We start from the raw sequence: 24,589 nt of genomic DNA on the forward strand, positions 1-24,589 counted from the left end.
CAGTTGCTCCCCTTCGATCGGTGTTCACAGCTCAGGAGACCGGCGGGGGAAAGTGCCGTGTAGGCGGTCAGCCGACGCATTCCGCGCCGATTCTCCTGAGTTATGAACGGCGTGGGCATCAGAACAGACCGGCGGGCGCCGCGGCGTCGTCGAGCAGACCCGGCTTCGCGACGATCGAGAGCTCGGCGACCTCGGCGGCCGTGAGCTCGGGCAGGCGCTGCACGAGCTCCAGGAACCGCTCGATCTCAGCGGCCTCGAGTACGGGCTCCGCGAGCAGGCGGAACTTGGCGATGTAGTTCTCCCGTGCGAACGGGCGCGCACCGAGCGGGTGGGCGTCGGCGACGGCGATCTCGTCCACCACGGTCGAGCCGTCGGTGAGGAGGATCTCGACGCGGCCGCCGAAGGCCTTCTCGTCCGGGTCCTCCGAGTGGTAGCGGCGCGTCCACTCCGCGTCCTCGGCCGTGGTGATCTTGTGCCACAGGGCGACGGTGTCGGCCCGGCCGGCGCGCTCCGGCGTGTAGGAGTCGACGTGGTGCCAGCCGCCGTCCTGCAGCGCCACCGCGAAGATGTACGGGATCGAGTGGTCGAGCGTCTCGCGGGACGCCGTCGGGTCGTACTTCTGCGGGTCGTTCGCACCCGAGCCGATCACGTAGTGCGTGTGGTGGCTGGTGTGCAGCACGATCGAGGCGATGTTCGCGGGGTCGCGGAGCGCCGGGTTCGCCGTGCCGAGCTTGCGGGCGAGGTCGATCCACGCCTGCGCCTGGTACTCCGCGGAGTGCTCCTTCGTGTAGGAGTCGAGGATCGCGCGCTTGGGCTCGCCCGCAGCGGGCAGCGGCACCTCGTAGGCGGCGTCCTTGCCGTCGAGCATCCAGGCGATCACGCCGTCCTCGCCTTCGTAGATCGGCGCGGGGCTGGTCTGGCCGCGCATCGCCCGGTCGACCGCTTCCACGGCCATCTTGCCGGCGAAGGCCGGGGCGTGCGCCTTCCACGTGGAGATCTCGCCCTTGCGGCTCTGCCGGGTGGCAGTCGTGGTGTGCAGCGCCTGGCCGACCGCCTGGTAGATCGTCTCGACGTCGAGGCCGAGGAGGGTGCCGATGCCGGCGGCGGCGGACGGGCCGAGGTGCGCGACGTGGTCGATCTTGTGCTTGTGCAGGCAGATCGCGCGCACCAGGTCCATCTGGATCTCGTAGCCGGTGGCGATGCCGCGCATGAGCGCGCTGCCGTCCTTGCCGGTGTGCTGCGCGACCGCGAGGATCGGCGGGATGTTGTCGCCCGGGTGCGAGTACTCGGCGGCGAGGAACGTGTCGTGGTAGTCGAGCTCGCGCACGGCCACGCCGTTCGCCCAGGCCGCCCACTCCGGGCTGGTGCGGCGGTCGAGCGGTGTTCCGAAGAGGTTGGCGCCGGCACCACCGGTGGACACGGGGTGGCTGAACGCCTGCGCGCGGGCTGCGACGATCGGCGCACGGGTGAGGGAGGCCGCGGCGACGGACGCGTTGTCGATGATGCGGTTGATGATCATGTCGACGACGGGCTGCTCGACCTCGATCTGGTCGACCGCGACCTCGGCGATCTTCCAGGCGAGCTGGTCCTCGCGGACGAGGTTCTCGGAGCTGGCGTGCACGCGGACGTGGTGGGTGACGGTCATGAGTGTCCTTCGCTGTCGGGGAGGGAGTCGAGGATGCCTGTGAGCGCGTTGTGCAGGTGCACATGCGTGGCATGGGCGGCGAGGTCGCCGTCGCGGGCGGCGAGCGCCTCGGCGATCGTGCGGTGCTCGGCCGCGGAGGCTGCGAGCCGCGCGGGCTTGTCCCGCGCCATGCGCCGCACGCGGACGAGGTGGGTGCGGACCGTGCGCAGCGCCGCGGCGATGTAGTCGTTGGCGACGGCGTCGTCGAGGGCCGCATCGAACCGCGCGATCAGCGCGTAGTAGGCGTCGCGGCCCTCCGCCCTGGTGAGGTCCACGTGCGCGAACTCCGCGGCGAGCGCGGCGAACCGGTCGGCGTCGCCCCGGACGGCCGCGAGGCGGGCGGAGGTCTCCTCCAGCGCGCGGCGGATCTCGAACAGGGACCGGATGTCGTCGGCGTCGAGGTCGGCGACCACGGTGACGCGGGGCGACTGCTGCACGACCAGACCGTCGGCTGCCAGACGACGCAGCGCCTCCCGCAGCGGCGTCCGGCTCACGCCGAGGCGCTCGGCCTGCTCCACCTCGCCGAGCACGAAACCGGCCGGCAGCTCCCCGGACTGGATGCCGTCCAGGAGCGCCGCATAGGCGCGATCACCCATGGACGTGCGCTCGACCGGGAGGACCATATCGCCAGTGTATACATAACTGGCCCTCCTTGGTCCTTTTCTCTGGTACAGGCGTTCCATTCGTATACATAGTCTCCGCCCAGCCGTTCCCCCATCCGGGCACAGCTTCGGAGATCGCCGCGGACACGCCGCACGGCGGGGCCGGGGGGCGGCGTGTCGGCCCTGGAGTCCGAAGTCGTGCCCGCGGGACGCCGCTCAGGCGGCGGGGCGGGGCTCGCCGAGCTTCACCACGACCACACCGGCGAGCACGAGCACGCCACCGACGGCCTGCAGCGGACCGGGGAGCTGGCCGAGCAGAAGCCAGCCGAAGAGGAGGGCGGCCACGACCTCGGCGAGGGCGACGAACGAGGCCAGGCGCGAGCCGAGCATCCGTGTCGAGACGATGCCGAGCACATACGCGAGGGCCGTCGCGATCACGCCGATCGCGAGCACCGGCACGAACCAGGGCACCGCGCCGAAGCGGTAGTCGACGTCGGCGGTCGTCCACGCGAAGGGCAGCACCCCGACGAGCGCGGCGAGACTCAGGCCGACGGCGCCGAGCAGCAACCCGCTCCCCGCGAGCGCGATCGGCGGGATGCCGGTGTCGGCCCGGGCGGACAGCACGAAGTAGCTCGCGGCCCCCACCATCGCACCGAGCGCCCAGAGCACCCCGGGCACGTTCACCTGCGCACCGGTGACGATGTCGAGCATGAGGACGAGTCCGACGAAGGCGATGCCGGCACCGAGGACGCTGCGCCGCGTGGGACGCTCTCCCCGACGCAGCCAGAGCCAGACGAGCACCGCGACCGGGGCGGTGTACTCGATGAGCAGAGCGATCCCGACGTCCATCACCGCGACAGCCTGGAAGTAGCAGAGCTGGGTGGCTGCGACGGCGAGCAGGCCATAGGCGGCGACCATCCCCGCGTTCTGCCGGAGCGCACGCCACCGTCCCCGCAGCGCGAGAAGAGTGGGGACGAGCAGCACGAGCGCCGCGACCCACACCCGCACGGTGACGGCGGCACCCGGCGTCCACCCCGCATCGATAAGCCCGCGCGCCCAGGCCCCGGAGGACCCGAACGCGAAAGCGGCGGCGATCGCGAGCGGGAGGCCGAGACGCACACTCGCCCGTGTGCTTATCGTGTCATCAGCCACGGTGCTCATGGGAGATGACGGTACGCCGACGGGAGTAAGCTGTCAACATGGTCTTCACCGATGACACCGAGGACGCACTCCGAGCGGCGGTCTGGCTCGCGAACTCGGCGGAAGAGCCGGACACCCTCGTGGATATCGACGACGAGAAGACCTTCCTCCAGGTGTTCCCGTACACGGGACGGGTCGACAGGGACGCGGTGGAGCTCGACGACCTCCGCGCTCTGCGCCCGCGGCTCCGTGCCATGCTGCTGGCTCCGCGCGACGAGATGGCCGCGCACGTGAACGCCGCTCTCGCGGAGGTGCGTCTGACCCCGCGGCTCGTCCGTCACGACGAGCTGGACTGGCACCTGCACGGCCTCGCCGATGAGCGCCCGCTGGCCGAACGCGTGCTCGTGGAGACGGCGATGGCTCTGATCGACGTCATCCGCACGGACGAAGGCTCTCGCCTCACCGTCTGCGCGGACGAGACCTGCCAGGCGATCGCGCTCGACCTCTCCCGCAACCGCTCCAAACGGTACTGCTCCACGAGCTGCGCCAACCGCAACGCCGTGGCGGCCTATCGCGCCCGGCGCGCCGCCGGCTGACCCCGTCGCCCGCCACGCTCGGAGGCCGCCCTCTCCGAGCGAGATCTGATGCTGCCCGCTCTTCACAAACGATTATCGATTAGTGTAATGTCGCGAGCGGCCCTCCCTCATGCATCAGGAAAGGATCAACGATGATCAAGGCCCGAGTCCTCCCCCTCGCCGGCATCGCGGCGGTATCCGCCCTCGCCATCGCCGGCTGCTCGACCACCGCCGGTGACGACGGCGGCGATGCCGGCGGCGACGTCACCGTCCGCATGCTCGTGAACGTCACCCCGAACCTGACCGAGGAGTTCTGGAACGACCTCGTCGCCCCGTTCGAGGACGCCAACCCGAACATCGACGTCGTCATCCAGAACCCGGGTGCCGAGGGGGTCGAAGCCGCCGTGCCGCGTCTGCTGGCCGCCGGTGACGCTCCCGACGTCGTGCAGTCCATCGCCCCGACGACCAAGCTCGCTCCCGAGCTCGTCGACCTCTCGCAGTACGAATGGGCGTCGTCCGGTCCGCTCGCCGACCAGTACTCGATCGACGGCAAGAACTACATGGCCGGCATCGGCGTGCAGCTGCAGAGCCTCTTCTTCTACAACAAGACCGCCTTCGAGGAGGCCGGGATCACGGAGCTGCCGACGACCGTCGACGAGCTCACGGACGCCCTCGGGAAGCTCAAGGACGCAGGGTGGACCCCCGTCCAGACCGGCGGTGACTGGATGACCAGCCACACGCTGCAGGCGCTCGGACTGCCGACCATCATCGCCGACGACCCGGAGTGGTTCCAGGACATCTCGGCGGGCGACGTCACGTTCAGCGAGACCTACGGCGACGCGGTCGAGACTTACGCGGACTGGGTGTCCGAGGGGTACATCCCCGGCGACGCCCTGGGCATCAAGTACCCGGATGCCGAGCAGGCCTTCCTCTCCGGCAAGACCGCGGTGTACTCGATGGGCAGCTGGTTCGCCGGCACCCAGGCGAAGGCGACGGACTCGGCCGACATCGGCGTCTTCCGCGCCCCCGCGATGAGCGCCGACGAGCAGCCCGCGATGGGCGCCAACATCGCCAGTCCCTACTCGATCCTCAAGGCGAGCAAGAACCAGGATGCCGCGGCGAAGCTCATCGAGTTCCTCACCACCGACCAGACCGCCGTGAGCGACCAGCTCGCTGTCGACGGCAACTTCCGCGACGGCTACGAGTACGACATGACGCCGCTCGGCGAGGAGCTGCTGCAGATCGTCGCCGACACCCCCGCCGAGGCCTACACGCCCACCGGCGGTGGCTACGGCGAGCGCACCCTCCCCGACGGCTACGCGGGCGAGATCAACACCCAGACCCAGGCCCTCCTCGGCGGCGCGCCCGCCGACCAGGTGCTGCAGGCCATGGACGACTGGTTCGCCGCGAACGCCGGCTGACCCTCGAGGAGCCGGGGACGCACCGTCCCCGGCTCCTCCCCGGCGCTGCTCCAGCGCCCTCCCCGCTTACGCGCCACCGAGAACGAGAGTGCCGCCATGACCCCGCCCACCACGACCGCGCCACCCCCGGCCGCGGCCACCGCCCCGACAGGACCATCCACGCCGATGAGCTCGACCCCCGCCCCGCGCCGCCGCACCGCGCTGCAGCAGTGGCGGAACCGGATCCCCGGCATCCTCATGGGAGGCCCGGCCGTCGCCGTGTTCCTGGCGATGTTCGTCATCCCGATGATCCTCGCGGCGGTGCTCAGCTTCACCGACTGGAACGGGTACAGCCTCAACTTCACCTTCGTCGGCTGGGACAACTACATCAAGGCGTTCCGCAGCCCGCGCTCGATACAGGCCGCGATCTTCACGGGCATCATCGCCGTGGTCGGCACGATCCTCTGCAACGCCATCGGCCTCGCGATCGCCGCCCTCATCTCCGGGCCCGGCCGCTCGAACACGATCCTGCGGACGGTCTTCTTCTACCCGTACGTGATCAGCGCCCTCATCATCGGCTTCCTGTGGTCGGCGATGCTCTCCCCCACCGGCGCCGTCAACGGTCTGCTCAGCACGCTCGGCCTCCCGGCGATGCCGTTCCTCACGGACCCGACCTTCGCCAAGGCGAGCGTGATCTTCACGATCGTGTGGTCGCACTTCGGCTTCAACATGATCCTGTTCCTCGCCGGCATCAAGTCGGTCCCGGCGGAGTACTACGAGGCGGCGACGGTGGACGGCGCCACGCGGTGGCAGCAGTTCCGCTCCATCACGCTGCCGCTCATCGCCCCCGTCTTCACCGTGAACCTCGTGCTCACGCTCGTCGGGCTCCTCAAGGCGTATGACGTGGTGCTGTCGCTCACCGACGGCGGGCCTGCCGGCTCGACGCAGACCATCGTCTACCAGATCCTCAAGGACTCCTTCGCGAACTCGGCCCTCGGCTTCGGCGCCGCGCAGTCCATGATCCTCCTCATCGTCACCGCGGTCGTCGGCCTCGCCGTCACCCTGGTGCGACGCCGCGCCGAGCAGAAGGCGACCGACTGATGAAGCAGACCCGCAACCGCCCAGCCCTCGCCGTCAGCGCGATCCGGTGGATCGTCCTCGGCGTCGTCGCGATCACGATGCTGATCCCGATGTACACGATGCTGATCAACGCCTTCAAACCGCAGGCCGACATCATCGAGAACCCCCTGCTGATCACTCCGCAGATGTTCACGTTCGACTACCTGTGGGCCGCGATCACGAGCAGCAAGTTCAACGTGATCGCCGCGTACGGCATCACGCTGCTGTTCGTCGTGCTGGTGAATCTGTGCTGCATCGCCCTCGCCGCGCCCGTCGCCTACGTGATCGCGCGCGGACGGTCGAAGTGGCACCTGGGACTCCTGCTGCTCTTCGTCTCCGGGCTCTTCATCCCGGGCCAGGTGACGCTGATCCCTGTGGTCTTCGTGCTGCGGGTGCTCGGGCTCATCAACACGATCCCCGGGTTCATCCTCTTCGAGACCGCGGCGACCCTGCCGGTGACGATCTTCCTGTTCACCGCCTACCTCCGTAGCGTGCCCCGCGACATCGACGAGGCGGCGTCGCTGGACGGCGCCGGTCCCATCCGCGCATTCTGGGCGTGCATCTTCCCGATCATGAAGCCCGTGGTCGCGACGGTCGTGGTGCTCAACTCGATCGGGGTGTGGAACGACTTCGTGAGTCCGCAGATCATCCTCGGGCCGAGCTCCGGGATCTACACGGTGACCACCGGGGTGTATGCGGCGGTCGGACAGTTCTCCACCGACTACACGCAGGTGTTCCCGACCCTCCTGCTGGCCGTGCTGCCCGCGATGGTGTTCTTCATCGTGATGCAGCGCCACATCATCGGCGGCCTGGTCGCCGGAGCGACGAAGGGATGACCGTGCCGGAGACCCCGCTCACCCGTCCGCTGCGCACGATCCCGGCATGGGCCGTGCTGCAGCGCCGGCTCTTCGCCGAGGTCGAGGAGGCCCGCCGCCTCTTTCGCGACCGCTACACGCTGCCGGACGGCCGCCTCCGCGGCGTCGCCGAGTTCATCGACCGCGACGGCGTGGACGACCTGTACGAGCCGTTCTTCAACTGGCCCGCGTTCTACCTGCTCGGCGGCCCCGACGAGGTTCTCGCCGACGCCAAGCGGCACTGGGAGGGCGTGACCGTGCAGCTCGCCGAGGCGGGCATGCTCGCCGAGGAGTACGACAACGGCTACGACTGGTTCCATCAGGGCGAGTCGCTGCTCTTCCTCGCCGGCATCTGCGCCGCCGACCCGGCCGACACCGCGTTCGCCGCGCGGGCGGCCCGGTTCGCGGCCCTCTTCACCGACCCCGCGAAGGGCAACTACGACGCCGAGCGCAACATGATCCGCTCGCCGCACAACGGCGCGCTGGGCGCCCGCGAGGGACTCGACGAGAAGATCGTGCCGTACACGGCCGACCGGGACGAGATGCGCCCCTACGGCCTGCCGCTGCACGGTGTGGACGGGATCGCCTCGTGGGAAGACCTCGCCGACCCCGCGCACGCCCAGCGCATGGCGGAGGAGATGCAGCGCCGCGCGGCCGGTGACATCGCCGTGAACCTCGCCGCGACCTCCCTCGCCGCGAACCGCTGGCTCTACGACGGTGACGAGGAGGCGGCCGCGTGGATCCGCCGGTACGTCGACGGCTGGCGCGCGCGGGCGGACGGCGGGCTGCTCCCCGACAACGTCGGCCCGGACGGCACCGTCGGCTCCCTCCACGACGGCCGCTGGTGGGGCGGGCACTACGGCTGGGCCTGGCCGCACGGGCTGCACTCGGTCGGCATGAGCGCCCTGATCGGTGCCCTCAACCACGCGCTCGTCACAGGCGACGACGCCGCCCTCGACCTCGTGCGCACGATGCTCGACACCGTGCTCGCCGAGGCGCGCACGGGCAGCGTCGCCGAGTCCACCTACAGCCTGCGCGGCGGATGGATGGCCCGGCTCGGTGCCGCCGCCACCGAGCCGGGACTGCTCGTCCCCTACCGTCACGGCGCGGACGGCTGGTTCGACTACGGTCCGCTGCAACTCGACCTCCCCCTGTGGCTCTGGTGGTGGTCGCGACGGGCGTCTGACCGGGAGCGGCTGGAGACGGCGATCGCCGGTCTCCCCGACTCCACCGACCTCGTCGCGCCGTTCCGCGACAAGGAGGAGGCGGGCCACGAGGCCGGCTGGTTCGCGTATCTCTCCGGCGACCTCCCGGAGTACCCGGTGCGGGCGCTGGAGATGGCGCTCGGCCAGGTGGCGCGCCGTGCCGCGATGATGCTCGCCGACGACCGCGACCCCGACGCCGCGCACCTGCACTTCTGGCAGCGCGTGAACCCCGTCGTGACCGAGGTGCTGACCCAGCTCGTCGGCGGGGCTCCACAGGTGCTCTACAACGGCGGACTCGGTTTCACGGCTCTGCGCTACGAGGATGTGGACCGCGCGCGACCCGGGCTCCCGGAGGACGTCGCCGCGCTCGTGCACCGCCTCGACGACCACGGCATCGGCGTGCAGCTCGTGAACACCTCCGCCGTGCACACGCGCACCGTGCGGCTGCGCGGCGGGCGCTTCGGGCTCGACCGGATCGTCCAGGTGACCGCCACCGGGGAGGAGCCCGGCTTCTGGCCCGGCGCCTCGGGCACCTACACGGCCGCGGACGCCCCGCTCGTCACGACGACCCTCGATGTCGACGACGACCTCGTGGTGACCCTGCCCCCGGCGCACACCGCCGACCTCGACCTGACCATCGCGCGTGCGACCGGCTCGCCGCGCCACCTGTTCCCTGAAGGAGACGCATGAGCGCCGATCTGATCCGACCCGACTTCGCCCTGCCCGTGCGGGGTGGGGCCTACGAGCGGCCCTCGCGCGAGGTGGTCGACTCCTTCGACGCGATCTCCTCCGCCACCGCGTGCGCCAAGCTGCACGGGCTCGGGATCCGCCGCAGCTACATCGACGGGCCGGAGCCGCTGAGCCTCGGTCAGCGCGTGGTCGGCTCGGCGCTGACGCTGCAGTTCATGCCGCAGCGCGAGGACATGGCCTCCGGCGACGGTCAGGAGTACGCCGAGCGGCACACCGCCCTGTGGCACGTGCTCGAGGCCGTGCAGCCCGGCGACGTGCTGGTGATCCAGGCCTACGGCAGCCGCTTCTCCGGGTGCATCGGCGACATCCTGGCGCGTTACTTCGCACGCAAGGGCGGGGCGGGGATCGTCGTGGACGGCCGCATCCGCGACGCCGGCCGCATCCGCGAGCTCGGCATCCCGGTGTGGTCGACGGGCACGACCCCGCACTACGCCTCGCAGTCGGAGCTCGTGCCGTGGGCGTACGACGTGCCGGTCGCGGTGGGCGGTGCGCTGTGCATGCCGGGCGACCTCGTGGTCGCCGACGACGACGGCCCCGTCGTGGTGCCGCAGGCGATGGCGCCGCAGGTCGTGGACGACGCGCGCGATCATGAGGAGTGGGAGGTGTTCAGCCGCCGCCGCCTCGACGAGGGCGCGCGCCTGAGCGACTACTACCCGCTGACCCCCGACAGCCGCGAGGAGTACGAGGCATGGCGTTCCGTCCAGAGCTCCGTCCGCTGAACCCCGCCGCCGCCGCGCGCGACGACGTCGGACTCGGTTGCGCGCCGATCGGCAACCTCTTCGCCCCCGTGGCGGACGCCGACGCGGTGGCCACCGTGCATGCGGCGCTCGCCCGGGACGTGCGGTTCTTCGACACCGCGCCCCTGTACGGGTCGGGTGAGAGCGAGCGGAAGCTCGGCCTCGCCCTCCGCGACGTCCCGCGCGACGACTACGTGATCGCGACGAAGGTCGGCCGGGTGCTCGTCGATGCGGACGGCCGGCCGGTCTCGGGAGCCGCGAGCGGGCACGACTCGGTCGTCGATCTCAGCAGGGACGGCGTGCGGAGGAGCCTCGACGGCAGCCTCGCCCGGCTGGGCGTCGATCGCGTGGACGTGCTGCACCTGCACGACCCCCTGGACGTGGAGGCGGCGTTCGCGACAGCACTCCCGGCGCTCGTCGAGCTGCGCGACGAAGGGGTGGTGCGCGCGATCAGTGTGGGCCTCGGGCGGCTCGACCCCCTGGAGCGCTACGTCGCCGAGGCGCCGCTCGACGTGGTGATGGAGGCCGGACGACTCACTCTGCTCGACCGCTCCGCCCTGGACCGGCTGCTGCCGACCGCGGCGGCGCGCGGCATCGGGGTGCTCGCGGCCGCCGTGTTCAACTCCGGCATCCTCGTCGACCCGGTCGGCTCGCCGTTCTTCGAGTACAAGCCCGCACCACCGGAGCTCCGGGAGCGGGCGCTGCGGTTGCAGGCCGTGTGCGCGACGTACGACGTGCGGCTCGCGGATGCCGCGGTGCAGTTCCCGCTGCGGCACGGTGCGGACGCCGTAGTCGTCGGGGCGCGGACGCCCGCGGAGGTGGACGCGTTCGTGGACGGCCTCGACGCCGAGCTGCCCGCCGCGCTGTGGGACGCCCTCGACGCGGAGGCCGCGTGATCGCGCGGCGCAGGGTCTGACGTGCGGATCGTCGACACCCACGTGCACGTCTGGGACGCGGATGCCGTGCCGATCCCGTGGTTCCGCGACGATCTCGGCCTTCCCCGCCACGCCGCGGCCACAGACCTCGGGCGGGAGCTGACGGACGCCGGCGTCTCCTCCGCCATCGCCGTGCAAGCAGCGGACTCGGTGGCCGAGGCGGAATGGCTGACGGCGACGGCCGCCCGGGACCCGTACCTGCGGCGCGTGGTGCTGCAGTACACCCCCGCGCCGGGACGGGCCGCCGGCGCCACCGCAGTCGCGTTCTCTCCCGCCGTGGTCGGCGTGCGCGCCGCGGTGCCGCAGTACGCCGCTGACCTGTCCGATGTGGACGGCCTCGACGCCCTCGCCGACCACCTGGGCGCGACCGCCCGCACCCTCGAACTCCTCATCCGTCCGGACCAGCTTCCCGCCGCGGCCACCCTCTCCCGACGGCACCCCGGCACCGCGATCGTCCTCTGCCACCTCGGCCTCGGCGCCCGGACGGCCGATGCCGCATGGCTCTCCGCCCTCGCCGAGGCCGCGTCGGCTCCCGGGGTGTCGGCGAAGGTGTCCGGACTCGACCTTGGGGCACGCGGGGCGGACGAGTCGCGGGAACTGCTGCGCTCCGCATTCACTCTCTTCGGCGCGGACCGGCTGATGTTCGGCAGCGACTGGCCGATGTCCACGCGGACCACGACCTACGCGGAGGTGCTCGCCGCGACCCGGCGGGCTCTTCCTCCCCTGTCCCCTTCCGAGGCTCGAGCGTTCTGGTCCGGCACCGCCGACCGCCTCTCCCCCTTCACGGCATAGCCCTCCCCCGTCGCAGATCCTCACCGCGTCGCAGGGACTCTGGTCACCCGTGCGACCCCGGTGCGAAACTGCGACCCCGCGCAGGGACTCCCCACCCCGGGACCCTTCCACACCCCCGTCGCGGATCCGCCCCGTGTCGCAGGGGCTCCGGCCAGCCGTGCGACCCCGGTGCGAAACTGCGAGCTCGCGCGGGGGTCAGTCGAGGAGGGTGCCGGCGGCGTGGGCGCGGAACAGGGAGGACGCGGCCTCTTCATCACCGTCGTCCAGCGTGTCGAGCAGGCCCCTGTGCCAGTCCGCGACCTCGTGCCAGTCCCCCGTGAAGGTGGGGTCACCGAGCACGTGCATGACGCGCAGGCTCGGCTCCAGGAGGTCCCACATGCGGGGGAGGTACACGTTGCCGCTGGCCTCGATCACCGCACGATGGAAGGTGAAGTCGAGCTCGCGGAACCGGGCGAGGTCCTCCGCCTCGGCCGCCTCGTGCATCTGTGCGATGAGGCCGACGAGCTCGGCCCGGCGAGCCGGGTCGAGCGCTCCGCAGGCCAGCCGTCCGGCCAGCCCCTCCAGCTCGACGCGGGCGACCTTGGCCTGCGCCGCCTCCTCCGCGGAGTAGCTCGCGACGAAGTTGCCCTGATGCCGCACGTGCGACACGAGACCCTCGTGGGCGAGCCGCTTGAGGGCGTCGCGCACGGGCGCCTGGCTCACCTGCATCTGCCGGGCGAGCTGCGACTCCACGAGCTGCTCGCCGGGAGCCAGCGTGGAGTCCTTGATCATCGCCTTGATGAGCGCGTAGATCTGATCAGACAGCAGTCCGCGCTGCAGTCCGGCCGTGCCGAGAGCATCCGTCATGACCATCAGTCTACGTCCATTATCGACTATCGCTAATGGACGCGGCCGTGCGCCAGGCATCCGCGATGAGGGCGGATCCGCGGGGCGTCGGGTGCACCCCGTCCGGCGCGAGCTCGACGACCGGATGCTCCTCCGCGGCCGCCGTGAAGACATCGTGCAGCGGCACGAACGCCGCCCCGTGTTCCGCGGCGAGAGCCCGCACCGCCGCCCGTTTCCCGTCGAGGTCGTCGAGCCACCCGCGCTGTTCCTCCGTCACCGGGAGGAAGTACGGCTCCATGAGGATCAGCCGCGGGGCGTGCGTCGCCACCGCTCGGGCGAGGAGGTCGCCGAGCGTCGCTTCGAAGTCCTCGGCCGGGGTCGGGTCGTCGCTGTCGAAGCGTCGCCACATGTCGTTCACGCCGACGTACACGGTCAGCAGCTCCGGCGCCGTCGGCAGCAGCTCCGCGTCCCACCGGGCGGCGAGGTCGCGGGCGCGGTCCCCGGCGATCCCGAGGTTGCGGACCGTGGCTCCCGCCGCCTGCAGCTCGGGCGCGAGGAGCGACACGTAGCCGTCGCCGAAGGACCCGGGGTCGGAGCGATCGCGCCCCGCGTCGGTGATCGAGTCTCCGATGAAGGTCACCCGCATCGTGGCACGTCCTGTTCGTCGTTCTTGAGCTTGGGTCGCACCGAGATCGGGAGCTCGACGCTCGCGCCAGCGTACGTCACGGTGAGCGTGTGGTGCGGGCGCACCTTGCTGCTGTCGAAGCCGCTGACCATGTCCGCCGTCACCTGCTGCGTGGTGCGGGAGCCGTCGCTCCAGTCCACCCCCAGCAGCATGCCGGTCACGTCGAGCTCCTCGCCGCGCACGTAGCGGGTCTTCGGGTCGGCCTCGGGGGCCCAGCAGATGCCGGTCACCGTCGCGGGCGGCGGCGTCGGCCGCACGGCCAGGGTGTTCGTCTTGCCGTAGTGGTAGACGTTGAAGAAGCCGTCGGCACCGATGCGGAGGTTCTCCCTGGCGTCGACCATGTTCCACACGGTCACGTCGTCCACCCGGAGCACGATGCGGGTGCCACCGTCCTCGGCGACGGCCCCGAACTCGATGCGGTGCGTGGAGCCCGGCTCGATGACCGTGTTGGGGATGCTGTCGAGCATGGTCTGGCCCGGGGTCCAGCTCTGGAACTCGATCACGTCCTCCTTGATCACCGCGAGGTAGCCGGTGTTGGAGTTCTGCCAGGCGGGGAGCCCGGTCTGATCGGAGCGCGCCTGGAAGCCGTACCAGCCGCCGTCGAAGGCGCCGAACTCCGCCTCGAACTGCAGCAGCGTGTCGCCGAAGCGCTCGGCCTCGTAGCCGTGCACGCCCTGGCCGCTGATCACGACGCCGGTGTCGTCCACGGCGATGTGGTCGGACTGACTCCAGTTCGCCCCGTCCTTCAGCTGGCCGTCGAGGCGGGTGGTCGGGTACTCGGCGTCGTCCACGGTCACGGTGACCGTGTCGCTGAGGCTCGGGTCGGCGACCGAGGTCGCGGTGATCGTCGCCGTGCCGGCCGCGACTCCCGCGATCCGGCCGCCGGAGACCGCGGCGACCTCCGGGGCATCGGTCGTCCAGGTGACCCGGGCGTCGCTGGCGTCCTCCGGGGCGACCGTGGCCGCGACGGACCGCCGCTCCCCCACGGTCAGTCCCACGGCGTCGGCATCCAGGCTCACGCCCGTGACCGGAACACCGGAGAGCGAGAACCCGATGTCGTCGAAGTCGAGCGAGGCGTAGTTCTCCACGTAGAACCCGACCCGACCGGCCTTGCCGGGGCCGGGGTCGGCGCCTTCCAGCGCGATCGCCCCGTTCACGGAGATCCGGATCTGCCCGTCCTGCACCGCGATGCGGACGTGCGACGTCTCCCCGGGGGTCAGGCCCTGCGCCGCCGGCACGACTTTCTCGGCGACGACCTTCCAGGCGTCGTCGAAGATCGTCCAGGTCGGACCGGCCGCGGCCTGACGGAAGCGGATGTAGCCGCCGCCCTTGCCGTTGCGGTCGTAGACGATCAGTCCCGCGTTGGCGGGGGTCGTCGCCGGCGCCGTGACGTCGAAGTCGAGCACGAACTCCGTGAAGTCCCGCGGCAGGATGCTGTTGGCGCCCTTGAGGATGCGGTACACCTTGTCGCCCGATGCATCCACCTGGATGGAGCGGTTCGGGTCGGTCGGCCAGCCGTTCGCCCCCGACTCGAAGTCGGTGAAGTGCAGCACGCCGTCACCCTCCTCGACGATCACCTCGATGGTCGCGGTCTTGGTGGCATCGGCCTTCGCCGTCGCCGTGACCGTGGTCGTGCCGGGGCCCATGCCGAGCACCACGCCCTTGTCGTTCACGGTGGCGACGGCGGCATCGGCCGAGGCGTAGGTCACCGCGGCGTCGTCGGCGTTCCAGGGCAGCGGCACGGCGCGCACGCGCACCTCGTCGCCCGCGTCGATCGTGAGCGTGTCGCTGTCGAACGCGATGCCCTCGAGCGGGACGGTCTGCGGCTGCTGCGTCTGCCCGATCGTGCCGTCGACCCCGATCTCGCCGAAGGCGATGGACTCGAAGCCCGGGATCTGGTCGAACACGGCGGCATCGGCCTTCAGCGTGTAGTCGCCGTTCGCGGCGTCCACGAAGCCGGGGTCGGCGTCGGCCACCCAGTTGTCCTCGTAGTTCAGGAGGTTCTTCCCGTCCTTCGCGCCGTGTTCGTTGACGCCGGCCATCCGGGCCCGGTTCGGGTTCCACACGACGTTCTCGGCGAAGGTGCTGTGGTTCGGGAAGTGGTGGTCGTCCTCGAAGAAGTGCGCGAGCTCGGGATACTTGGTCAGGTACGGCGTGCCCACGAAGTCGTTGTTGTCGGCGAACACCTTCTCCCAGGCCGGCATGTAGTCGCGGTCGACGACGTTGCCCTCCTGGTCGCCCATCCACTGCTCGTAGTTGTCGTACGGGGCGTACGCGTCGACGAAGACGTTGTTGCGCGCCTCGATGTAGTCGGCCGAGCCGCTCTTGATCGCGCCGTTGCCCATGTTCACGAACACGTTCTTCTCGATCGTGAGGTCCCACGTGAAGTTGTCGGCGTAGATGCCCTCGACGCCCGCCATGCCGACGCCGATGTCGTGGAAGTAGTTCTCCCGGAACACGTGGCCGCGCTGCTGCGGGGTCTTGCCGGAGTTCATGTAGATCGCACCGAGGTCGTGGAACTGCTTGCAGACGTCGTACACCTCGTTGCGCTCGAACAGGTGGTCGTTGCCGTGCACGATGATCCCGGGGTGGGGAGCGTCGTGGATCTCGTTGTCCCTGGCGATGTTGCCGACGCCGTCGAACATCACACCGGGGTTGTAGGCCTTGTGGTAGTAGGCGAAGTCGGCGATCTCGGAATTCTCGACCCGGTTGCGGCCGGGTTCGAGCGTCGTCTTGTCGCCGCCCTGGAGCACCACGCCGACGCCGCCCACGTGCGTGAGCCGGCTGTCGGTGACCGCGTGGTCGCGGCCGCCGCGGTTCACCGGGATGCCGTCGTAGGTGTAGCGACCAGGCGAGTTGATGAGCACGCCGCCGTCGGTGAAGTTGCGGATGTCGCTGTGCGAGATCGTCACGTGCGAGCCGCCGAGGATCACGGCGGCCGTCGCGCGTCCGTACTCCATCACGAGGTCGTCGAAGTTCACATATGAGGCGCCGTCGGCGCGCAGCATCGGCTCGTCGAGGGTCGTCACCGTCACGGCGCCGCGGCCGGACGTGAAGGCCGCGTTCGGGATGAGGTACAGCTTCCCGGCGTCGCGGTCGATGTAGTACTCGCCGGGGGCGTCGAGCTCCTCCAGCAGGTTCTGCGCGAAGTGGAAGTCCGGGAACCAGCTCTTCATGATCCCGGACATCTCGCCGTAGCGGAGGGTGATGGTCTTCGCCTCGGTGTCGATGCTCTCGATCTTGTTGTACGACCACTCCCAGCTGTAGCCGAAGATGCCGTCCAGCCACACGTCCTCGGCCTGGGTCCAGTGCTTCGGGCGGTCGTAGCCGTAGCTGAACGTGCCGCCGCGCTCCTGCAGGTCGGCGTCGTTGCGGTCGGGGCCGGCGTCGATGATGTCGCCCATCTGCACGGTCGGGGTGGCCGCGTCGGCGTTGGGCCAGCGCGCGAGGGTCATGCCCTGGCCGTCGATGAACAGCTCCATGGGCGGGGTGGTGCTGACGTCGTTGGCCTTCCAGTAGCCGTGGCGGCTGAGCTGGCCGTAGTCGGTGATGCCGAGGTCGGCGAGGTCGATCCCGACGACACGGTCGCGGGCAGCCGGGTCGATGATGCGGTCGGTCACCGCCGCGTCGTCGACCGCGGCGAACTGGTCGCGCGGCAGCTCGCGACCGCCGGTGAGGGTGGCAGTCTCCCCCGGGTACGAGCGGTAGGTGATGGGGGCGTCGGCAGTGCCCGAGTCCTGCGCGCCGATCTCGAACGACGCCGAGCGGGGGTACGTGCCCTCCCGGAGGTACACCGTGAGGCCGTCGTTCGGGAGCGCGGAATCCGCCTTCAGCGCGCGGATCCGGTCGCGGGCGCCTTCCAGCGTCGCGAGGGGGTCGTCGATCGTGCCGGAGGCCGCGTCGTCACCTCCCGGCGCGAGGTAGAGGGCGTCATCGTCCGCGGCCGCAGCCGCCGACGGGATCGCCGCGCCGAGGGCGGATCCGAACACCGCCGCCAGGGTCAGGCTTGCCAGTACACGCTTCATCGCGTCTCCGAACTGTCGCTTCCCGCACGGCCGATGCGCGCGGCGCCGCGGGAGCGGCTGCTCCGACCGTAGTCAATCGATAATCGACTAGCAAGGATCGATACTGATCGTTTCGGATCGGCGGACTCAGTGGGCGACCTCAGTGCATCGCGGCGGCGGCAACATGACGTTCGGCGCGATGGAGGAGGATGACCGCCGTCAGGGCCCCCAGCGCGATGAACACCGTGGTCAGGATCGGGAGGACGAACAGCAGGAACGCGGCACCGCCGAACACGACGACAATGACGCCGACGGCGACTGCGCTCACCAGAGAAAGCTGTCGGAGAAGGGGACGGATAAGCACAGCCACTGCCATCCCATTGAGCGCCACCGCGGCACAGGCCACGGCGAGGAGTGGGGCCATGAGAAGCTGTCCCGCGGCGACGCCGACGTACCAGAACTCGCACACAATGCTCGTCGCAACCGATCCGGCCACCCCGAGAACGACCGCCAACCACGGGGCCTTCAAGACGCGCGATGACGCCTGGGCTGCGAGGCCCAGCGAAACGATGGCGAGGGCGGGAACGACCCCCGTGAGGCCGATCCGCCCCCACGCGGCGCCTGTCTCGGTGAATGCAGCGCTCAGCAGAAAGGATGCGCTCGCAACCGCGACACCGACGCAGAGAAGCGCAACCCCGATCGCCATCGACCACCGCCCCCGGAACATCGACGCGATGACCTCCTCCTTCCACCGACGCTCGGGGTGATCGAGATGCGCCTCCGTGAGCATGTCGCGCAGCACCCGCTCAGTGCCGATGTTCGCGCCGTCGCCACCGGTGCTCATGCGAGGGACTTTCGACCGCTCAGCGCACGAAGAGCCGCCTCGGACCTCACGGCCATCAGACGCGCCTGGGTCTTGAGTTCTGTCGATCCTGCGGACGTGATCGAGTAATAGCGACGGACGCGCCCATCCACGATCGTTCCGGCATCCATGTTGAACGTATACCGGTAGGAGGTGGGAGCGCTCGCATCATTCATTACCGAGTGGATCGCGACTGAGCCATCCTCCAGAGTCACAGGAACGATGTCGCTCGATTCGCCGTCCGACAGGACCGGCACCCCCTCGATGAGAGCGGAGTCCGCATTCGACGAGACCGGTAACGTCACGGAAACCGCGCCGGTAGCACTATCGACGATGAGCACATTTCCCTCAAGCGCCCTCGCCTGATCGTCCGCGAGCGCGACTTCCCCTACTACTGGCGAGACGTCTGCGACGGCATCCACCGGATTCGAGGGGGACTCGTCGGCCGATGCCGATGTCACACCACTGAACAGCAGCCCGGCGGACGCCAAGATCGCGACGGCATTCCGGCTCTGCGTGAATCTTCTCTTCGACATGCGCGCCCTTCCCTTACGAGGCGCGGCTCGCCTCGCAACCCTCCGACTATGACGCGCGATCGCCACGAGGATCAACTGTGAAAAAATCCAGTTCACCGCGAAAAATGCTCCCCTTGAGCAAGCCCTTGACCAAGGGGCTCCGCTCCAGGCCTCACCGATTCAGGATGTCGTGATCGCCCACTCCCAGGAGGAATCGGCGACTCTCGGAGCAGCCAGCGCTAGTCCTCCCGGCCCGCGAGGAGGGAGGTCGGGATGTGCCCGACCTCGAGGACGACCGCGGCCAGCGCGATCCACGGGTTCTGCAGCCAGGCCGCTGCCCCGAGGAAGGCGGCCACCGGCGCGAGAGCCATCGGCACCGGGATGCCGAAGACGGTGTCGAACAGCGCCGACGCGGGCCGGCCGCGACGGAGGTAGCGGATCCAGAGGATCCAGTAGGCGAGGACGCTCACACCCACCGGCACCGCCCAGGCCCACGCGATCGGGCCGGCCGCCGTGATCGCAGGGACCGTCATGCAGAGCGCCTGCCCTGCCCTCTCGAACACGAGGAGCACACGGGGCACCGCCGGGCTCTCGAGCTTCGGCCTCGGCGGGAAGGGGATCAGCAGCAGGTTCAGCAGGAAGATCGCGAGACTCACCGCCAGGCCGAGCAGTGAGAACCCCATGTCGCGATCGTACCGAGGGCGCCGTCCCGGTGAATCAGTTCACAAAGCAAACACTTTCTACCACTTTCTGACTATTGCGCTCTCCAGTTGACGTCGCTGTAATCTGCCGGAAATACTGAGGAAGCCCGAGACCGCACTGCGAGAGTGCGGACACATCACCCCAGGCCAAGGATGACCTAGATGACAGAACAGACCATTTCCTCACAGATAGGAACAGGTCGCTGGCCCCGTCGCCTCTCGGACGGGATGTTCGCGCTCCTCCTCACGGCACCCGGCCTCGCGCTCCTCGCCGCCGTCGTCGTGTACCCGCTGATCACGGCCCTCATCACCGCGTTCTACAAGCAGAGCCTCGTCGAGCCCGGCCGCGAGTTCGTCGGCTTCCAGAACATCGTCGACGTGCTCACCGGTGAGTTCTTCCCGCTCCTCACCCAGACGCTCGTCTTCACCCTCGGCACGACCATCGCGCCGTTCGTGATCGGCTTCGGCCTCGCCCTCGCCCTGAACACGCGCATCCGCGGCGCCAAGGTGCTCCGCGGCCTCATGCTCATCCCGTGGCTGATCCCCGGCGTGGTCGTGTCGTTCCTCTGGATGTGGATCTTCAACGCCAACTACGGCGTGCTCAACGCGGCCCTGGAGACCGTGGGCCTCATCGACTCCCCGCAGGCGTGGCTCGCGAACCCCACCACCGCCATGATCGCCGTGATCGTCGCGAAGACCTGGCAGTCGTTCCCCTGGATGATGGTCATGCTCCTCGCCGGCCTGCAGACCGTGCCGATCGAGCTGCACGAGGCCGCCGAGATCGACGGCGCCGGCACCGTCCGCCGCTTCTTCTCCATCACGGTCCCGCAGATGAGCGGCATCATCGGCCTCGTGATCCTGCTGGAGTTCATCTGGAACTTCCAGCACTTCGACATCATCTACGTCCTCACCGGCGGCGGTCCCGCCGGCTCCACCCAGACGTTCGCGACCGCCGTGTACGAGACCGCGTTCGACGGCTTCGACCTCGGCCACGCCGGGGCGATCGGCCTGCTCTGGATGATCCTGCTGATGGCGCTCGTCGTCGTCTACGTCCGCCTGTCCGAGAAGGGAGAGAAGCGATGACCGCCGTGCTGACCGAGGAGACGGTGGCCGCCGTCTCCGCCCCGCCCGCCGCACCCCGTCGTCGGCGCCACCGCGCCGACCGCCGCGCCTCCACCGTGAGCGCCTGGATCGCCGTCGTCGTGTTCGGCGGGTTCGCGCTGCTGCCGGTGTACTGGCTGCTCGCGACCTCGCTGACCCCGCGCACGGAGGTGTTCAGCTACCCGCCGAAGCTGGTCCCCACCGAGATCACCTTCGAGGCCTACGCCGCCCTCGCGAACAACCCGGCCCTGTTCGGCTACCTCCGCAACAGCATCGTCGTCTCCGTCATCACCGCGATCCTCTCGGTCCTGGTGTCGGCGTACATGGGCTACGCGTTCTCGAAGTTCCGCTACCGCGGCCGCCGCAGCCTCATGTACTTCGTGCTGGCGTCGCAGATGTTCCCGCAGGCGCTACTGCTCATCACCCTCTATGCGGTGTTCTCGGCATACGGCCTGCTCAACACCTACACGGCGCTCGTGCTGTCGTTCACGACGTTCACGCTGCCGCTGTGCGTGTGGATGTTGAAGGGCTTCTTCGACACGATTCCGGACGAGCTCATCGAGGCCGCCCGCGTCGACGGGGCCTCCCGCATGCGCATCATCCACTCCATCGTGCTGCCGCTGGCCGCGCCCGGCCTCATCGCCGCGGGGTTGTTCGCGTTCGTCCGCGGCTGGAACGACTTCATCTTCGCCCTCACGCTCGCCGGCCCCGACAAGCAGACCCTGCCGCCGGGACTCGTCAACACGTTCATCGGCGAGGCGTCCACCGCCTGGCCGGAACTCATGGCGGCTTCGCTGGTGGTCTCGCTCCCCGTGGCCATCGCGTTCATCGCCCTGCAGCGCTTCCTCGTCGGCGGGCTCACCGCCGGCGCGGTCAAGGGCTGACCCGCACCACCCCTCATCCGCAGTCCCTCGAAGAAGAGAGAGCACCCCCCATGTCCGAGAACACCACCGTCTCCCGTCGCCAGCTCCTGCAGTTCGCCGGGCTCGGCGCCGCCGGCCTCCTCCTCGCCGGTTGCATGCCGAGCGGCGGCGGCAACGGCAGTCCGTCCTCCTTCCCCGGCGCCGGGCTCGGCACCGGCGACTTCACCGCCACCGACTTCTCCTTCTCCAGCTGGTCGCTGACCGAGGAGGCCGCCGCCCCGGCGACCCGCGCGCTGCTCGACGGCTACAAGAAGACCAACGACGTCGGCATCACCGAGGTCTCCTTCCCCTACAACGAGTACTTCAAGCAGCTCATGCTGCAGGTGCGCGGCGGGCAGTTCACCGGCGCCGCGCACGTCGACGTCGCCTGGCTCGCCTCGCTGGCCGCGCTCGGCAAGCTGGAGGACGTCTCGGCACTCACGAAGGGCCGCGGCTACACCGCGTCGAGCCTGGAGGCCACGCAGCTCGACGGGAAGCAGTACGCGTTCCCGTGGACCATCGGCGCGATCGGGCTCATCACCAACTCCGAGCTCCTGAAGAAGGCGGGGATCTCCACGTTCCCGACCACCGTCGACGACTTTGAGGCGGCGCTGAAGAAGCTCAAGGCCCTCGGCGGCGGCCTCATCCCCTACGCCGCCTCGACCAAGGCCGCCCAGCTCAAGGACGTTCTCATCTGGATGCAGACGTTCGGCAGCGACCTCGTCAAGGACGGCAAGGTCACGATCGGCGACGACGCGAGCATCGAAGCGGTCACCTGGTACAAGTCGCTGTACGACCAGGGGCTCATCGCCGCCGACGTCGACCGCTTCGACGCCCGCTCGCTGTTCTCCCAGGGCCGCGCCGCCATCTACGACGACGCCCCCGTGGGCCGCGCGTCCGTCACGAAGGACTCGCCGGATCCGGACCTCGCCTCCAAGCTCGTGCCCGAGTCCCGCCCCGTGCTGAAGAAGGGCGACACCCCGCGCGCCCTCGTCTGGGGCGGCGCGATCGCCATCGTCGGCGGCGGAGCCGGCGACAGCACGCGCACGGCCGCGGACTTCGGCCAGTGGGCCACGAGCGACCTGAAGGCGGTGCTCGGCGACTACGAGCTGCGCGGACTGCCTCCCGTGACCGAGGAGGCGCAGGCCTCGAAGGAAGTGGCGTCCGACGCGTTCGGCTCGCGCTTCGCCGAGAAGATCACGGCGACCGCGACCACCAACCCGTTCTGGCAGTACCCGCAGTACGCCCAGATCGAGACCGTGATCGCGGACCGCGTGCAGGCCGTCCTCGTGGGACAGCAGAGCGCGAAGGACGCGATGGCGCAGGCCGGCGACCAGGCGCAGAAGCTGCTGGGCTGAGGAGCATCGCCATGACCCTCCGCTGGAAGGCCGGCGCCACCGCTGCCGCCGCCCTCACCGCACTCGTCCTCGCCGCGCCGGCTCCGGCCGCCGCCGCGACTCCGGACGTCGAGACCGTGCCCGTCACGGTCGACAGCTCCAACCAGTCCGGCTGGTGGAACCCGCTCGTCGTCGAGGGCGACGAGACGTACTTCGCCTACAACGTGCCCGGTTCGGTGGCGGCGAAGCACCAGGTGAACCTGGCCGTCCGCGCCGCCGACGGCACGTGGACATCGGGCTGCCTGCGCCTGGCGACCGGGGCCTGCGCGGAGTATGCGGACGACAACGGCCACAACCAGCCGTCCATCGCGATCGACGGCGACGGGTACATCCACGCGTTCGTCTCCATGCACCACGAGCCGTGGAAGTACTTCCGCTCCACCGTGCCCTACGACGCGACCTCGCTCGTCGACGTGAGCGCCGAGATGCCCGACGCCGGCGCCGCGATCTCCTACCCGGTCACCGCGCAGGGCGCCGACGGCGACATCTGGCTCATGGTGCGGGTGGGCGCCGACCCGCAGGCCCGCCGCGACGGGGTGCTGTACCACTACGACCCCGCCGCCGGGACGTGGAGCCGGGAGACCACGATCGCCGCGGCCGTGAACCACTCCTTCTACCCGGACGACCTCGAGGTCGACGCGGACGGCAAGGTGCACGTGCTGTGGGAGTGGGGTCCGTGGCCCGCCGATCCCTACCGTCACCTCGGTTCGTACGCGGTGTACGACCCGGCCACGGGCGGCTTCCGCGACGTCGCCGGGCAGGCGCTGCCGACACCGATCCGCCCGGACACCCCCGGCGCCGTCGTGTGGCGCGGCTACGAGCCCGGCGAGACCATCGGCGACGCCGTGCCGGCAGTGCAGACCGCGAGGATGGCCCTCGCCGACGGCGAGCTCGTGGGCGTGACCTACCGGTACGCGGATGAGACGGAGAACGCCTTCGACGTGCGATGGGCGACCTGGACCGGCTCGGCCTGGACGAGTGAGACCCTCGTGGACACGGACGCCCTGGGTGGCGGCGTGCAGACCATCGCCGCCCTCGACACGACGACCGCGGGCGGTGAGACCCGCGTCTACGCCGTGGTGTCGGTGCAGGACTGCGGCATCACCCGCAGTCAGACGGTGCTGCTGACCGCCGGAGCCTCCGGATGGACCGCCGACACCGTGGGCGACCCCGTCGTGGGCCAGCAGCGGCTCCGCGCGGCGACCCGCGCCGCCGGCACCGACGTGGTCTACCTCAGCGCCCCCGCTGTTCCCGGCGGCGGGACGCTGCGGCACGCCGAGATCCCGCGCGACGGCCAGGCCGGCACCACCAGCCTCTCCGCCATCGTCGCCTCCCTCCGTGGCGACGCCGGCGGCGAGAACCTGGCGCTCGGCGGCACCGCGACCGCCTCGTCCCAGCTCCGCGCCGACACCGGCCCGGAGAAGGCCATCGACGGCGGGTGCACGGATGCGAGCCGGTGGATCTCGGCGGCCTCCGACACCCAGCCGACCATCACGGTCGCGTGGGACGAGGCCGCGCCGCTCGACGTCGTCCGGGTGCGCAGCGGCTACACCGTCGGGCCGCCGCAGACGTCGGTGCTGCGCGACTTCACCGTGCAGCTCCGGACCGCCGGCGGCTGGGTCACTGTCGGCACCATCACCGGCAACACGAAGACGACGGTCGTCGTCGACGCCCAGGGACGGACCGCCGACGCCGTGCGACTCCTCATCACCGACCCGTCCGACTCCGCCACCGACGTCGCCCGCGTCTACGAGATCGAAGCGATCGCCGCGCGCTGAGCGGCACCACCACCCCTCCCGAAAGG

At 70.1% G+C, this 24,589-nt stretch carries 21 protein-coding genes; 12 read left to right on the forward strand and 9 right to left on the reverse strand.

Going from position 1 to position 24,589, the window contains the following annotated elements:
- Positions 1 to 118 precede the first annotated feature (118 nt).
- The 3 genes from ACIGJI_RS13415 to ACIGJI_RS13425 form a co-directional block, all read right to left on the reverse strand.
- Complete coding sequence (locus ACIGJI_RS13415) at positions 119 to 1,645, reverse strand: MmgE/PrpD family protein (protein ID WP_363446444.1); 1,527 nt, start codon at positions 1,643 to 1,645, stop codon at positions 119 to 121.
- Positions 1,642 to 2,307 carry a GntR family transcriptional regulator gene (locus tag ACIGJI_RS13420; RefSeq protein WP_187662496.1) on the reverse strand — a complete coding sequence of 222 codons (666 nt, stop codon included), beginning with the start codon at positions 2,305 to 2,307 and terminating at the stop codon, positions 1,642 to 1,644. The genes ACIGJI_RS13415 and ACIGJI_RS13420 overlap by 4 nt, the downstream gene beginning before the upstream one ends.
- A 195-nt stretch (positions 2,308 to 2,502) precedes the next feature.
- Positions 2,503 to 3,447: a DMT family transporter gene (locus ACIGJI_RS13425; protein ID WP_259953329.1), complete on the reverse strand. Its 945-nt coding sequence runs from the start codon at positions 3,445 to 3,447 to the stop codon at positions 2,503 to 2,505.
- A 38-nt stretch (positions 3,448 to 3,485) separates the two neighbouring features.
- On the opposite strand from ACIGJI_RS13425, the gene ACIGJI_RS13430 reads away from it, so the two are divergent.
- The 8 genes from ACIGJI_RS13430 (at position 3,486) to ACIGJI_RS13465 (ending at position 11,793) form a co-directional block, all read left to right on the forward strand.
- Positions 3,486 to 4,022: a CGNR zinc finger domain-containing protein gene (locus ACIGJI_RS13430; RefSeq protein WP_210675806.1), complete on the forward strand. Its 537-nt coding sequence runs from the start codon at positions 3,486 to 3,488 to the stop codon at positions 4,020 to 4,022.
- 131 nt (positions 4,023 to 4,153) lie between these two features.
- Positions 4,154 to 5,422, forward strand: coding sequence for an ABC transporter substrate-binding protein (locus ACIGJI_RS13435; protein WP_187662499.1), 1,269 nt, complete (start codon positions 4,154 to 4,156; stop codon positions 5,420 to 5,422).
- 96 nt (positions 5,423 to 5,518) lie between these two features.
- Complete coding sequence (locus ACIGJI_RS13440) at positions 5,519 to 6,502, forward strand: sugar ABC transporter permease (RefSeq protein WP_363446441.1); 984 nt, start codon at positions 5,519 to 5,521, stop codon at positions 6,500 to 6,502.
- Positions 6,502 to 7,356: a carbohydrate ABC transporter permease gene (locus tag ACIGJI_RS13445; protein WP_101848193.1), complete on the forward strand. Its 855-nt coding sequence runs from the start codon at positions 6,502 to 6,504 to the stop codon at positions 7,354 to 7,356. Before ACIGJI_RS13440 ends, ACIGJI_RS13445 begins: the two co-directional genes overlap by 1 nt.
- Positions 7,353 to 9,269, forward strand: a complete 1,917-nt coding sequence (locus tag ACIGJI_RS13450) for a hypothetical protein (RefSeq protein ID WP_363446439.1) — start codon at positions 7,353 to 7,355, stop codon at positions 9,267 to 9,269. Before ACIGJI_RS13445 ends, ACIGJI_RS13450 begins: the two co-directional genes overlap by 4 nt.
- A complete protein-coding gene (locus ACIGJI_RS13455; RefSeq protein WP_259953317.1) occupies positions 9,266 to 10,048 on the forward strand; it encodes a ribonuclease activity regulator RraA in 783 nt (260 codons plus the stop codon). The genes ACIGJI_RS13450 and ACIGJI_RS13455 overlap by 4 nt, the downstream gene beginning before the upstream one ends.
- Complete coding sequence (locus tag ACIGJI_RS13460; protein ID WP_363446437.1) at positions 10,018 to 10,962, forward strand: aldo/keto reductase; 945 nt, start codon at positions 10,018 to 10,020, stop codon at positions 10,960 to 10,962. Before ACIGJI_RS13455 ends, ACIGJI_RS13460 begins: the two co-directional genes overlap by 31 nt.
- 21 nt (positions 10,963 to 10,983) lie before the next feature.
- Positions 10,984 to 11,793, forward strand: a complete 810-nt coding sequence (locus ACIGJI_RS13465) for an amidohydrolase family protein (protein WP_363446435.1) — start codon at positions 10,984 to 10,986, stop codon at positions 11,791 to 11,793.
- A gap of 195 nt (positions 11,794 to 11,988) precedes the next feature.
- On the opposite strand, the gene ACIGJI_RS13470 is transcribed toward ACIGJI_RS13465, so the two are convergent.
- From ACIGJI_RS13470 to ACIGJI_RS13495, 6 genes are all read right to left on the reverse strand, one after another.
- The gene (locus tag ACIGJI_RS13470) at positions 11,989 to 12,639 is read right to left on the reverse strand and encodes a GntR family transcriptional regulator (protein WP_363446433.1); all 651 of its coding nucleotides are present in this window, start codon (positions 12,637 to 12,639) and stop codon (positions 11,989 to 11,991) included.
- Between the two features lie 19 nt (positions 12,640 to 12,658).
- The gene (locus ACIGJI_RS13475; RefSeq protein WP_363446431.1) at positions 12,659 to 13,264 is read right to left on the reverse strand and encodes an SGNH/GDSL hydrolase family protein; all 606 of its coding nucleotides are present in this window, start codon (positions 13,262 to 13,264) and stop codon (positions 12,659 to 12,661) included.
- A complete protein-coding gene (locus tag ACIGJI_RS13480) occupies positions 13,255 to 17,328 on the reverse strand; it encodes an Ig-like domain-containing protein (protein ID WP_363446429.1) in 4,074 nt (1,357 codons plus the stop codon). The genes ACIGJI_RS13475 and ACIGJI_RS13480 overlap by 10 nt, the downstream gene beginning before the upstream one ends.
- 139 nt (positions 17,329 to 17,467) lie before the next feature.
- Complete coding sequence (locus ACIGJI_RS13485) at positions 17,468 to 18,151, reverse strand: hypothetical protein (RefSeq protein WP_062637042.1); 684 nt, start codon at positions 18,149 to 18,151, stop codon at positions 17,468 to 17,470.
- Positions 18,148 to 18,705 carry a hypothetical protein gene (locus ACIGJI_RS13490; protein ID WP_363446427.1) on the reverse strand — a complete coding sequence of 186 codons (558 nt, stop codon included), beginning with the start codon at positions 18,703 to 18,705 and terminating at the stop codon, positions 18,148 to 18,150. Before ACIGJI_RS13490 ends, ACIGJI_RS13485 begins: the two co-directional genes overlap by 4 nt.
- A 218-nt stretch (positions 18,706 to 18,923) precedes the next feature.
- On the reverse strand, positions 18,924 to 19,367 hold the full coding sequence (locus tag ACIGJI_RS13495; protein ID WP_363446425.1) for a hypothetical protein: 444 nt from the start codon (positions 19,365 to 19,367) through the stop codon (positions 18,924 to 18,926).
- Between the two features lie 246 nt (positions 19,368 to 19,613).
- On the opposite strand from ACIGJI_RS13495, the gene ACIGJI_RS13500 reads away from it, so the two are divergent.
- The 4 genes from ACIGJI_RS13500 to ACIGJI_RS13515 are packed head-to-tail and all read left to right on the forward strand — an operon-like array spanning position 19,614 to position 24,563.
- A complete protein-coding gene (locus tag ACIGJI_RS13500) occupies positions 19,614 to 20,468 on the forward strand; it encodes a carbohydrate ABC transporter permease (RefSeq protein WP_187662508.1) in 855 nt (284 codons plus the stop codon).
- A complete protein-coding gene (locus ACIGJI_RS13505) occupies positions 20,465 to 21,370 on the forward strand; it encodes a carbohydrate ABC transporter permease (protein ID WP_363446423.1) in 906 nt (301 codons plus the stop codon). The genes ACIGJI_RS13500 and ACIGJI_RS13505 overlap by 4 nt, the downstream gene beginning before the upstream one ends.
- A 50-nt stretch (positions 21,371 to 21,420) precedes the next feature.
- On the forward strand, positions 21,421 to 22,746 hold the full coding sequence (locus ACIGJI_RS13510; protein WP_363446421.1) for an extracellular solute-binding protein: 1,326 nt from the start codon (positions 21,421 to 21,423) through the stop codon (positions 22,744 to 22,746).
- A gap of 11 nt (positions 22,747 to 22,757) precedes the next feature.
- On the forward strand, positions 22,758 to 24,563 hold the full coding sequence (locus ACIGJI_RS13515) for a BNR-4 repeat-containing protein (protein WP_363446419.1): 1,806 nt from the start codon (positions 22,758 to 22,760) through the stop codon (positions 24,561 to 24,563).
- Positions 24,564 to 24,589: the final 26 nt, after the last annotated feature.

Source organism: Microbacterium sp. NPDC064978, assembly GCF_044543605.1.
GTDB lineage: Bacteria > Actinomycetota > Actinomycetes > Actinomycetales > Microbacteriaceae > Microbacterium > Microbacterium meiriae.

Coding starts and splice junctions, on each gene's coding strand:
- ACIGJI_RS13450 (WP_363446439.1), top strand. CDS start 7,353: ATGACCGTGCCGGAGACCCCGCTCACCCGTCCGCTGCGCACGATCCCG.
- ACIGJI_RS13475 (WP_363446431.1), bottom strand. CDS start 13,264: ATGCGGGTGACCTTCATCGGAGACTCGATCACCGACGCGGGGCGCGAT.
- ACIGJI_RS13485 (WP_062637042.1), bottom strand. CDS start 18,151: ATGAGCACCGGTGGCGACGGCGCGAACATCGGCACTGAGCGGGTGCTG.
- ACIGJI_RS13460 (WP_363446437.1), top strand. CDS start 10,018: ATGGCGTTCCGTCCAGAGCTCCGTCCGCTGAACCCCGCCGCCGCCGCG.
- ACIGJI_RS13455 (WP_259953317.1), top strand. CDS start 9,266: ATGAGCGCCGATCTGATCCGACCCGACTTCGCCCTGCCCGTGCGGGGT.
- ACIGJI_RS13495 (WP_363446425.1), bottom strand. CDS start 19,367: ATGGGGTTCTCACTGCTCGGCCTGGCGGTGAGTCTCGCGATCTTCCTG.
- ACIGJI_RS13515 (WP_363446419.1), top strand. CDS start 22,758: ATGACCCTCCGCTGGAAGGCCGGCGCCACCGCTGCCGCCGCCCTCACC.
- ACIGJI_RS13425 (WP_259953329.1), bottom strand. CDS start 3,447: ATGAGCACCGTGGCTGATGACACGATAAGCACACGGGCGAGTGTGCGT.
- ACIGJI_RS13500 (WP_187662508.1), top strand. CDS start 19,614: ATGTTCGCGCTCCTCCTCACGGCACCCGGCCTCGCGCTCCTCGCCGCC.
- ACIGJI_RS13505 (WP_363446423.1), top strand. CDS start 20,465: ATGACCGCCGTGCTGACCGAGGAGACGGTGGCCGCCGTCTCCGCCCCG.
- ACIGJI_RS13435 (WP_187662499.1), top strand. CDS start 4,154: ATGATCAAGGCCCGAGTCCTCCCCCTCGCCGGCATCGCGGCGGTATCC.
- ACIGJI_RS13415 (WP_363446444.1), bottom strand. CDS start 1,645: ATGACCGTCACCCACCACGTCCGCGTGCACGCCAGCTCCGAGAACCTC.
- ACIGJI_RS13490 (WP_363446427.1), bottom strand. CDS start 18,705: ATGTCGAAGAGAAGATTCACGCAGAGCCGGAATGCCGTCGCGATCTTG.
- ACIGJI_RS13470 (WP_363446433.1), bottom strand. CDS start 12,639: ATGACGGATGCTCTCGGCACGGCCGGACTGCAGCGCGGACTGCTGTCT.
- ACIGJI_RS13430 (WP_210675806.1), top strand. CDS start 3,486: ATGGTCTTCACCGATGACACCGAGGACGCACTCCGAGCGGCGGTCTGG.
- ACIGJI_RS13510 (WP_363446421.1), top strand. CDS start 21,421: ATGTCCGAGAACACCACCGTCTCCCGTCGCCAGCTCCTGCAGTTCGCC.
- ACIGJI_RS13420 (WP_187662496.1), bottom strand. CDS start 2,307: ATGGTCCTCCCGGTCGAGCGCACGTCCATGGGTGATCGCGCCTATGCG.
- ACIGJI_RS13445 (WP_101848193.1), top strand. CDS start 6,502: ATGAAGCAGACCCGCAACCGCCCAGCCCTCGCCGTCAGCGCGATCCGG.
- ACIGJI_RS13440 (WP_363446441.1), top strand. CDS start 5,519: ATGACCCCGCCCACCACGACCGCGCCACCCCCGGCCGCGGCCACCGCC.
- ACIGJI_RS13480 (WP_363446429.1), bottom strand. CDS start 17,328: ATGAAGCGTGTACTGGCAAGCCTGACCCTGGCGGCGGTGTTCGGATCC.